This is a genomic window from Streptomyces sp. NPDC020875, from assembly GCF_040641415.1.
Classification (GTDB): Bacteria; Actinomycetota; Actinomycetes; order Streptomycetales; family Streptomycetaceae; genus Streptomyces.
On the sequence record NZ_JBFADP010000109.1, the window covers coordinates 1 to 9,702 of the forward strand.

A 9,702-nucleotide genomic window follows, 5' to 3' on the forward strand; every position below is an offset into this window, starting at 1 on the left:
TAATCTGGCGTTGATTTTTGGCACGCTGTTGAGTTCTCAAGGAACGGACGCTTCCTTCAGGCCCTTTTCACCAGGCCCTCCGGGCTTTCCCTTCGGTCTTGCGTTTCCAACCTTACCAGACCGTTTTCCCATTCCGTTTCCGGACTTGGATTCCGATCGGGCGGCCGACTGGAGAAGCCTTCTTACTTTTGCCTTTCGGCGTTTCCGACTCTATCAGATCCTTTCGGGCCTGATTCCCGGTCGAAACTCGGGTTTTGTCTTTCCGGCCGCTCGGGCCGTTCCGACGAGTGAGACTTTAGCGGAATCTTTTCTCCGACGCTAATCGGGTCTGCGTCCTGTCGAACGCTGATTCCCCATTCCGAAAAGGCACGGCCGAAAATGGGCGACAGAAACTGCCGCTCGTTCGTCGGTGTGGTCTTACGGAAGGGCCGCCCGGGGACCAACCTGAGTCGGCGCTCACGTCGGGCAACTCGGAGAACACTACGGTCGGCCCCGCCCACTGTCAACCCGGGGCTCGGTGCTCTACGCTCGCCCCCATGACATCGCGTACGCGCTCGCAACAGTGGTGGGCCGCCTGACGGCGGCCGGACACTTCGCGCGTACGCGACGGCCGCCGCTTCGGCGGCCGTTGTCGTTTCTCCCCCTCGGAGAGCCGGGCCGCCGGTAGCGGGGGCCTCCTGGACTAGAGGGAGAGGAGAAGCGGACATGACCCGGATCTTCAGTGGGGTGAAGCCCACCGGACATCTGACGCTGGGCAACTACCTGGGGGCGATCCGCCGCTGGGTGGAGGTCGACCAGCACCGGGCGGACGCACTGTTCTGCGTGGTGGATCTGCACGCGCTGACCGTGGAGCACGATCCGGCCCGGCTCCGCAGGCTGAGCAGGCAGGCGGCGACGCTGCTGCTGGCTGCGGGGCTGGACCCGGAGCGCTGCACCGTATTCGTACAGAGCCAGGTGGACGAGCACACCAGGCTGGCCTATCTGCTGGAGTGCACCGCGTCCGACGGCGAGCTGCGGCGGATGATCCAGTACAAGGAGAAGGCGGAGGCCGCCCGGCGGAGCGGGGACGGCGTACGGCTGTCGCTGCTGACGTATCCCGTACTGATGGCGGCGGACATCCTGGCGTACGGGGCGGACGAGGTCCCGGTCGGGGACGACCAGGCGCAGCACGTGGAGCTGACCCGGGATCTGGCGGTGCGGTTCAACCAGCGGTACGGGCATACGTTCACCGTGCCGAAGGCGACGCATCCGCGGGTCGCGGCTCGGATCATGGATCTTCAGGACCCGTTGTCGAAGATGGGGAAGTCGCACGAGTCGGGGGCGGGGATCGTCTATCTGCTGGACGATCCGGACCAGGTGCGGCGGAAGGTGATGCGGGCCGTGACGGACAGCGGTACCTCGGTCGTCTACGACCGTGAGGTCTCGCCGGGGGTGGCGAATCTGCTGGAGATCCTGGCCGCCTGTTCGGGTGGGGACCCGGAGGAGCTGGCCGGTGTGTACGAGTCGTACGGGGCGCTGAAGCGGGCCGTGGCGGACGCGGTGGTGGAGCTGCTGCGGCCGGTCCGGGAGCGGCACGCGGAGCTGGCCGCGGACCCGGGATATCTGGACGAGGTATTGCGGAAGGGGGCCGGCCGGGCCGGAGAGCTGGCCCGGCCGAGGGTCGACGCGGCATATGCCGCGATCGGATTGCTGCCGGGGTAACCGGGCCGGAGCCGGGACCGGGCGCGCGGCCGGGCGCGTACCGGGCCGGGTCGCGGCCGTTCCTCACCGGTGGCCGTACGGGCGGGCACCGGTGAGGAGGCCGGTCGGGATCCCGGGCCGTGAGCTGGGGGGCTGTGGGTCAGCCGTTGCCGGAGGCGAGTTCGCGGCTGCGGTCGCGGGCCGCTTCGAGGGCGGCGATCAGGGCGGCCCGGACTCCGTGGTTCTCCAGCTCGCGGATGGCGCTGATGGTGGTTCCGGCGGGCGAGGTGACGGCTTCCCGGAGCTTGACGGGGTGCTCGCCGCTGTCGCGGAGCATCACGGCGGCGCCGATGGCGGCCTGGACGATGAGGTCATGGGCCTGGGCGCGGGGCAGGCCGAGCAGGATGCCCGCGTCGGTCATGGCCTCGACCAGGAAGTAGAAGTAGGCGGGGCCCGAACCGGAGAGCGCGGTGGCGGCGTCCTGCTGGGACTCGGGGACCCGGAGCGTCTTGCCGACGCTGCCGAAGATCTCCTCGGTGTGGGCGAGGTGGGCGGGGGTGGCGTGGTGGCCGCCCGAGATGACGGACATGCCTTCGTCGACCAGGACGGGGGTGTTGGGCATGACCCGGATGACGGGGGTGCCGGAGGCCAGGCGTTCCTCGATGAAGGAGGTGGGGATTCCGGCGGCGGCGCTGATGACCAGGCGATCGGCGGTGAGATGGGGGGCGAGCTGGTCGAGCAGGGCGCCCATGTCCTGTGGCTTGACGGCCAGGATGAGGGTGTCGGCGCGCTTGGCGGCGTCGGCGTTGGTGACGGGCTCGACGCCGTAGCGGGTCCGGAGTTCCTCGGCGCGGTCGGTGCGGCGGGTGGTGACGAGGAGATCGGCCGGTCGCCAGCCCGCGCGGATCATCCCGCTGAGGAGGGCTTCACCGATCTTGCCCGTACCGAGGACTGCGACTGTCTTGGTCATGGCTCTGTTCACCTCGTCGCTGGGGGTTGTGGCGCCCATCCTCGCACCGGTGGCGCGGTGGCCGGGCGGGTCCGGGGCGTCCCCGGGTGCCCCGGCGGCGGGCCGGGGCACCCGGGCGGGGTGGTCAGCTCAGGCCCGGGAAGAGGGGGATCGCCCCGGGGCGGCGGCGGGCCAGGTGGAGGATGCGGACGGTGAACCGTACGACCTGCTCCTTGAAGTGGGCCGCCGGGCGGCCGGTGAGGGTGAGGGCGCGCGGTGAGTCGTCGGCCCGGACGAACTGGATCAGCCCGTCGCGGCGGCCGAGGCTGACGCACTGGAAGACATAGCCGAACCGCAGCGGCCGGGGCTCGTCGCCCCGGAGGTCCGTGATGATCGTGCCGGCGGCTCTGGACCCGCCGGGCAGGGCCGCCGCGCAGCCCATGCGCAGGGCGCCCGCCGCCGCCGAGTGGGCCGCGGCGGCGTCCCCGACAGCGCAGATCTCGGGGTGGCTGACCGAACGGAGGGCGTCGTCGACCGTGATCCGGCCGGTCGCCGGGTCGAGGGCGAGACCGGCGGCGGAGGCGATGGCCGTACGGGGGACCATCGACGCCGACCAGACGACGGTGTCCGCGTCGACGTCGTCGGGGTGCGCGACCTCGGTGCCCTCCTCGATCCGGACGCCGAGCCCGGTCAGCACGGTACGGACATGGGCGCGGCCCCGGGCGGAGTGGCCAGCCGCGACGGGGCCGGAGGAGAGCAGGCGTACGGACCAGTCGGGGTAGGTCTCGGCGAGTTCGGCGGCCGTCTCGATGCCGGTGAGGCCGCCGCCGACGACGGCGACCGAGCCCCGGCCGCCGGTGCGCATGCGGTGGCCGAGTTCCGCGGCGGTCTCGGCGGTGTGGACCCGGCCGTCGGCCCGGGGATGGTCCGGCGCCCCGCCCCGCGCGTCGGGCCCGGGGGCCGTTCCGGCGGAAGAGGCTGTTCCGGTGGCGGGGGCGGAGGTGGGGGCGGGGGCCGGGATGCCCGTACGGCTGCCGAGGGCGTAGACGAGCCGGTCGTAGCGGATCTCCCGGCCGTCGTCCGTGGTGACCGTTCGGGCGGCCGGATCGAGGGCGACGGCCCGGTGGGCGATGTGCCGGATACCGGTACCGCGCAGCAGATCGGCCAGGGGGTGGGTGACATCGGTCCGGGTACCGGCCAGTTCGTGGAGCCGGACGCGTTCGGTGAAGCGGTCGTGCGGGTCGACCAGGGTGACCCGGGTATGCGGGGCGAGCCGGAGGGCGGCCATCAGCCCGCCGTACCCCGCGCCGATGACGGTGACCTCGGGCCGGTCCTGGGAACGGCCGCTGTCCTGCTGCGATGTAGGCGTCATACCGGGGTGACGGCGCGGGGCGGGCGAGTGTGACGTGACGGTGATCACGCGCCAGGGGTGGGCCGGGCGGGTGGTGGCCTTCGGCCGGTGGCCGCGTACGGGTGGGTGGGTCGGGCGGTGGGGTCGTACGCGGCCGGGCTCGGCGGGCGGGGTGGGCGCGGCAGGCGTGGCCGGGCTACCGCGGGCCGTGGAGCGCCGCCAGGTCGAGATGGGCGAGTTTGGCGGGGTTGAGGGTGCAGTCGATCCGGGTGATCAGGCCGCCTCGGACGGTGAAGGCGTAGACCGCGGCCGAGGAGTCGGCGGCGACACCGGTGGCGATACCGGTGACCACGAGGCCGGGCGCGTCGTTGACGTCGAACCGCCCCATCCGGGTCCGGCCGGGGACGAAGGCGCGCAGGGCGTGGCCGATGAAGTGGGTGACCTTCTCGCGCCCCACGACCGGGACGCGCGCCGCGCCCACCAGGCCGTCGCCGTCCGTCCGCCAGACCACCTCGGGGTCGAGGATCCGGGCCAGACCCGCCAGGTCCCCGTCGACCGCGGCGGCGAGAAAGGCGTCGACGGTACGCCGGTGCTCGGCCCGGTCGACGGTCCGGCGCGGGGCCTCGGCCCGGACCCGGCGGCGGGCCCGGGACGCCAGCTGCCGTACCGACTCGGGGGTACGGCCCACCACGTCCGCGATCTCCGCGAACGGCACCGCGAAGGCGTCGTGCAGGACGAGGGCGGTCCGCTCGGCGGGGGTGAGCCGTTCGAGGACCGTGAGCAGGGCGGTGCCCACGGAGTCGTCGAGCGTCGCCCGCTCCTCCGGGCCTGCCTCGGTGACCACGGGCTCCGGCAGCCAGGGGCCGATATACGCCTCGCGCCGGGCGCGGGCCGAGGTGAGCTGGTCGTAGCAGATCCGGCTGACCACGGCGGTCAGATATCCGGCGGGGTTCTCGGCCCGGTCGTCCGGCAGCCGCCGCCAGCGCAGCCAGGCGTCCTGGAGGGCGTCGTCGGCGTCCGCCACCGAGCCGGTGATGCGGTAGGCGATACCCCAGAGGCGCTCGCGCTGCTTCTCGAACTCGGCCGGCTCGGCCATCTCTGCTGGGTCCTCCGTCGTGCGGGGTGGGGGCGGTCGCGAGGGGTCGCGGGGAGCGGGCCGGGTCGCGCGGGGTCGGGCCGGGTATCTCAGCCGGTGGGGGCGGTGGTGATCGTCAGCTCGACCGTGTACGCCTCCGTGACCGTGCCGTCCGGGAAGACCTTCAGCAGTTCCTCGCGCTCCCGGGCCAGCAGTTCGGCGGAGTCCGCCGGGGGGAGGGTGAGCAGCAGCGAATGGCTGCCGATGTTCGCGAGATGGGTGTCGACCGGCACGGCCCGGGTCCACGGGATCCGGCGCTCGACGGTTCGGTCCTCCCAGTCGGCGGGCAGGGCTCGCAGCTCGCGGGGCGAACCGTGGGTCCACTCCGGGATCCGGCGCCGGAGGCGGGTGCTCTGGGCGGCGACCCACGGGACGGTCTCGTCGGCGACGTTCCACCAGAGCGCGAGCCCGCCCCCGGGGCGGAGCACCCGGCGCGCCTCGGGAAGGGAGCGGGCCGGATCGGTCCAGTGCCACGACTGGGCGTACGTGATCAGGTCGGCGCGGGCGGAGGCGAGCGGGAGGGCGTCGCCGAGGCCCCGTACGAGCGGGATGTCCGGATGCGTACGGCGGAACTCGGCCGCCATGCCCGCGCCCGGCTCCACGGCGAGGACCCGGGCGCCGCGGCGGGCCAGCAGTCCGCTGGAGATACCGGTACCGGCGCCGACGTCGACGACGTGCGCGCCGCGCAGGGAGCGGCCGGTCAGCTCCTCGACGGTGTCGAACAGGGCGTCCGGGTAGCCGGGGCGGGCCGCCGCGTACTGGGCCGCCGCGGCGTCGAACGACCGCGCGCGGGGCGACGACGCGAGCGCGCCGGGGCGATGCTCTGTGCTCATGGGGGTGATCCTTGCTGGCGGGGAGCCGCGCCGTCTACGTCTCGGGGCGCCGCCTCACCACCCGGGCCGCGCCCGGCGGCCCGATGTTGTTCGCGGTCCGCCGACCGTGCGCGGCTTGTCTCGCAGTTCCCCGAGCCCCTGAAAGCCCTCCCGGGCAACGCCCCCGGAATGAGGGACCCCGAGGGGGGTCAGCGGGGTTTGCGCTTGGGGGTGCGGGCCGCCGGATTGCCCGTACGGGCGCCGCGGCGCTTGGTGAACCGGGCGCGGGCCGTCTCGTACTCCTCGCGGTGCAGCGCCTCGCCCGGCGCCTCCTTCATCGCGCGGAGGGACCAGGCCAGCAGCACGCCGACGAAGCCGACCGTGCGGACGCTCCGCAGCGCGTCCGGGGTCGCCGCGCCGGTCGGGCGGCGGGTGAAGCCCTCCCAGGTCTTGCGGAAGGCGATCGCGCTGCACACCGCGAACATCACGATGACCATCGCGTTCAGGATGCCGCCGACCTCGGCGATCGTCAGGCCCTCGTAGCCCAGCCGGAGGGCGAACGCGCCGAGCGCCGCCGCGGCCAGGGCACCGGCCGCGACGCCCGCGCGGCGCAGCCCGTAGCCGCCGTCGTGGTCGACCCAGGTGGTGCCGAAGAAGCGGATGGGTTCGGGCAGCGGCCCCTCCGGGGTCCGGCCTTGGGTGTTCTGCTGCTGCTCGCTCACGGGTCGATTATCCCCGGAGGCGGCGGCACCCGGGGATAGGGTCCGGGGCGGGCCCGGAGCCGGGTCAGCAGCGGATGGCCACGTACCCGTCGCTGCCGGTCCGGATGTACGCGTCCGAGACGAACTCGCCGTTGCCGATGTTGTCCCAGATCCGCGACGTGCCGTACGGGCCGCTGACCGACTGGCCCGGCTTCTGGCAGAAGATCGGGACGCGGGAGCCCACGGGGAGCGTGCGGATCAGTTCGTACTGGGTGCCGGGGCCCATCCGGACGTTGAGCGCGACGCCCGGCGCGACCGGGTAGTAGCGGACCGCCGCGGAGACCTCGGCCGCCGCGACGTCGCCGAGGGCGACCGATGCCGATGCCGAGACCGACAGCTCCGCCGTCGTCGGCTCCGCGCCGGTCTCCGTCTCGGTTCCGGTTTCGGGTCGGATTCCGGTTTCGTCGATTGTCATGTAAATCTCCCCCGTTGGTGTATCTGCGTAGGGGTACGGTACGCCGCGCCCCGGCGGGCAACCACCCCCGGGATCGCACTCACCATCGACTAGGCTCCGAGGTTCGCGCGTGCGCACGATCGATCATCGGGGGTGGGGATGCCACCGCTGCGCGGCACCGGTCAGGTGTCGGAATCCGGTCAGCCGGAGTACGCAGGTCAGTACCGGCTCGAAGCCTGTCTCGGGAACGGCGGTATGGGCGTCGTCCACCGCGCGACATCCGCGTCGGGGCTGCGTCTCGCCGTCAAGGTCATCCATGCCGAGCACGCCACGGATCCCGAGTTCAGGGCCCGTTTCCGGCAGGAGGTCGCGGCCGCGAGGCGGGTCAGCGGGGCGTTCACGGCCTCCGTCGTGGACGCCGATCCGGAGGCCGCCCGCCCCTGGATGGCGACCCTCTTCATCGACGGCCCCACCCTCGCCGAGCGGGTGAAGCGGAATGGCCCGATGGAGCCCGAAGAGGTCCGCAGGACGGGTGCCGGGCTGGCCGAGGCGCTGCGCGACATCCACCGCGCCGGGGTGGTGCACCGCGATCTCAAGCCCAGCAATGTCCTGCTCGGTCCCGACGGCCCGAAGGTGATCGACTTCGGTATCTCGCGGCCGAAGGACAGCGATCTGCGCACGGAGACCGGGAAGCTGATCGGCACGCCGCCGTTCATGGCGCCCGAGCAGTTCCAGCGGCCCCGTGAGGTGGGGCCCGAGGCGGATGTCTTCGCCATGGGATCGGTTCTGGTGCATGCCCTCACCGGGCGTGGACCGTTCGACTCCGACAGTCCGTACATCGTGGCCTACCAGGTCGTTCATGACGAGCCCGAGCTGACGGGGGTGCCGTCGGGGCTGGTGCCGCTGCTCCGGCGCTGTCTGGCGAAGGACCCGGCGGAGCGGCCGTCGCCGTACGAGTTGATGGTGGCGCTGCGGGAGGCGTCCCCCTCGGCGTCGTACGACACCCAGGCGTATGTACCGATGCCCAGGGAACCGGATCCGCGCGAGAGCCTGCCGGGTCCGGGCGGTGCGACGGCCGCCCCGGGCGGAGTGACGGGTTCCGCAGGCGGGGCGACGGATTCCGCGGAGGCGGGTTCCGGGCGGCCCGGGCCGGTGAACTCCTCGGCCGGAGGCAGCGGCGCGGACGGAAACGGAATCCCGGCGGGGAGTGGCGGCGGGGGCCGGTGGACGATCGGGCGGCGGCGCTGGGCGGTGGCCGGAATCGCCCTGGTCCTGCTGGCGACCGCCGGGGTAGTGGCGCTCCGGGCGGGCGACGGCACGGACGGCGGGGCCGGGACGTCCGCCGGGACCCGGGCGGGTTCGCCGGGGGCGCGTGGAGTCGAGGCGTGGAGCGTACGGCTCGGGAAGGCGCTCGGGGAGGAACGTACGCCCGCGTGTACCTACGCACCCGGCCCCGGCGCGCTGTACTGCTCCGCGCCGGGGGTGAGCGCCGCCCGGCTCGACCCGGCGACCGGCCGCCGGGTGTGGTCCCGGCCCGCCGGGCCGGGCGCGACGGCCGATATCGGACCGCGCGCGCCGGTGCTCGCGGGCGGTCTGGTGCAGATCCGGCCCGTCGGCACCGAGCCGGTACGGGCGCTGGACCCGGCGACGGGCGAGCCCCGGTGGTCGGCCCCGATGGCCGGGTACTCGGGGGTTCGGTACGCCGGTGAGCTGGCCCTTCTCGTCAAGGGCGACGGCCGGGTCCGGGCCCTGGACGCCCGCACCGGCGCCGAGCGGTGGCGGGCCCGGCACGGTTCGGGCAGTGGGGAGTGGATCGCCGGGGGCGGTGCCCTGTACGCGGTTGATCCGCTGGCCGGGGGTGCCGCGACGGAGATCAACGCGGTCGACCCGGACACCGGGCGACTGCTGTGGCGGCAGCGGCTGGAAGGATCGTTGCGGCCGGTGGGGTTCGCGGCAGGCGCGCTGCACCTGCTCGCCGTGGACGCGTCCGGGAGTACGGACGCGGTCGTCCGGCTGACGGTCGCGGCAACCGGGGCGGGCGCGGGTACGGGAGCGGGGGCCGGAACGGGAGCTGGAGCTGACGGGGGCGCGGCCCGGGAGCGGACGGTGCGGCGGATCGCCCTGGACGCGCCGGTTCCGCAGGCGCAGGCGGTGGCCTCGCCGAGTGGGGTGACGTACATCGGCGGGGCGGGCGGATCCCTGGTCGCGGTCCGGGTCTCCCCCGACCGGAACGGTTCGGGGCGGGCGGGGCAGCCGGGGCAGCTGTGGCGGCTGGAGACCGGGGTGACCCATCTGTCCCGGCCCGTCGCGGGCCGGGACGCGGTCTTCGTAACGGCCGGGGACGGGCGGCTGCTGGCGGTGGACGCGGTACGCGGACGGCTGACCGGCCAGACGGACCCCCGGATGGACGGCGGGCCCCGGACCTACACCTCGTTCCTGCCCGCCCCGGCCACGGCGGGCGACCGGGTCTTCGGTACGGCACCCGACGGGTCGGTCTTCTCGGTCGCGGCGGCGGATCCGGGCAGCTGGTAGCACCGGACGGGGCCGTTCCCCGGAATCGACTGACCCGGGCCCCGGGGCGCGGGGGGGTGGGGTGCGGGGGGGTGCGGGGGGCCCGGGT

The 9,702-nt window shown here is 73.8% G+C and carries 9 protein-coding genes; 3 read left to right on the forward strand and 6 right to left on the reverse strand.

Going from position 1 to position 9,702, the window contains the following annotated elements; genetic code table 11:
* The coding region (locus AB0G74_RS33695; RefSeq protein ID WP_361154359.1) for a hypothetical protein at positions 1-322 on the forward strand (322 nt) is incomplete at its 5' end.
* Positions 323-705: 383 nt separating this feature from the next.
* Entirely contained in the window at positions 706-1,701 is a 996-nt protein-coding gene (gene trpS, locus AB0G74_RS33700) for a tryptophan--tRNA ligase (RefSeq protein WP_361154361.1), read from the forward strand.
* A gap of 139 nt (positions 1,702-1,840) precedes the next feature.
* On the opposite strand, the gene proC is transcribed toward trpS, so the two are convergent.
* The 6 genes from proC to AB0G74_RS33730 all read right to left on the reverse strand — a co-directional run bounded on the left by proC (position 1,841) and on the right by AB0G74_RS33730 (position 7,103).
* Positions 1,841-2,650 (reverse strand): pyrroline-5-carboxylate reductase, encoded by an 810-nt coding sequence (proC, locus tag AB0G74_RS33705; RefSeq protein WP_361154364.1) that lies wholly within the window; start codon positions 2,648-2,650, stop codon positions 1,841-1,843.
* Between the two features lie 124 nt (positions 2,651-2,774).
* Positions 2,775-4,001 carry an FAD-dependent oxidoreductase gene (locus tag AB0G74_RS33710; RefSeq protein WP_361154367.1) on the reverse strand — a complete coding sequence of 409 codons (1,227 nt, stop codon included), beginning with the start codon at positions 3,999-4,001 and terminating at the stop codon, positions 2,775-2,777.
* A gap of 175 nt (positions 4,002-4,176) precedes the next feature.
* Positions 4,177-5,076: an RNA polymerase sigma factor SigJ gene (sigJ, locus tag AB0G74_RS33715; RefSeq protein WP_361154370.1), complete on the reverse strand. Its 900-nt coding sequence runs from the start codon at positions 5,074-5,076 to the stop codon at positions 4,177-4,179.
* 89 nt (positions 5,077-5,165) lie between these two features.
* A complete protein-coding gene (locus AB0G74_RS33720; protein WP_361154372.1) occupies positions 5,166-5,948 on the reverse strand; it encodes a class I SAM-dependent methyltransferase in 783 nt (260 codons plus the stop codon).
* Between the two features lie 188 nt (positions 5,949-6,136).
* Entirely contained in the window at positions 6,137-6,649 is a 513-nt protein-coding gene (locus AB0G74_RS33725; protein ID WP_361154375.1) for a hypothetical protein, read from the reverse strand.
* A gap of 64 nt (positions 6,650-6,713) precedes the next feature.
* Complete coding sequence (locus tag AB0G74_RS33730) at positions 6,714-7,103, reverse strand: peptidase (protein ID WP_361154377.1); 390 nt, start codon at positions 7,101-7,103, stop codon at positions 6,714-6,716.
* Between the two features lie 138 nt (positions 7,104-7,241).
* Between AB0G74_RS33730 and AB0G74_RS33735 the strand changes: the two genes are divergently transcribed.
* Complete coding sequence (locus AB0G74_RS33735) at positions 7,242-9,614, forward strand: protein kinase (RefSeq protein WP_361154380.1); 2,373 nt, start codon at positions 7,242-7,244, stop codon at positions 9,612-9,614.
* The last annotated feature ends 88 nt before the right edge of the window (positions 9,615-9,702 follow it).